This is a genomic window from Acidovorax cavernicola (assembly GCF_003581445.1).
The window spans coordinates 1-519 of sequence record NZ_QXMN01000379.1 but is presented as its reverse complement, the minus strand read 5'-3'; the positions used below and the strand labels follow the sequence as shown (position 1 = coordinate 519).

The following is a 519-nucleotide window of genomic DNA, read 5'->3' as shown; positions in this document are numbered from 1 at the left end:
CCCGCGCGCGCGGGAACCGCCTTGTTGGCCGGTATCCAGACTGGTGAATCCGCGCACAACGCCTTCCCGGCGCAAGGCAGCGCCAGTGGCTTGGGGATGTACGCTGGCCCGAGGGTTCAGGCCGCTTCACTCACTGTTGCGGGGGCAGTACAGGCTAGGCGGACGCGCGAGGCATCGCCACCCTGTTTCCCGTTTAACGGCCCGGCATGATCTGCAGGGCCTGCACCAACGCGGTGATTCTAATCGGCGCGGCGCGTTGTTACACCGTGAGGCGCAGCGCGGTGACGATGGCCACGCCGAGCGCCAGATTGGCCGCGACCCAGACGCGGATGCTCGCCAGCGCCTTGCCGCCCGCAGGCCAGTCGCCGGCCTGCACGGCGCGGTCCAGGCGCTTGAACAGCGCGAAGCGGATATGCCCGAAGATGCCGGCCATCACCAGGCCCAGCACGGTCATGACTTTCCACGCCAGCGGCATATTGAACTGCAGGTCGGCCTGGGCCGCCATGTGGTAGACCGAAG

1 protein-coding gene and 1 riboswitch are annotated in these 519 nt (G+C 67.8%); the gene reads right to left on the bottom strand.

All coding sequences use genetic code 11. From position 1 onward, the window contains the following. Positions 1–9: 9 nt before the first annotated feature. Positions 10–245, bottom strand: a riboswitch (cobalamin riboswitch). A 14-nt stretch (positions 246–259) separates the two neighbouring features. Next, on the bottom strand, positions 260–519 hold a 260-nt coding region (locus D3H34_RS33770), incomplete at its 5' end, for a CopD family protein (protein WP_205736893.1).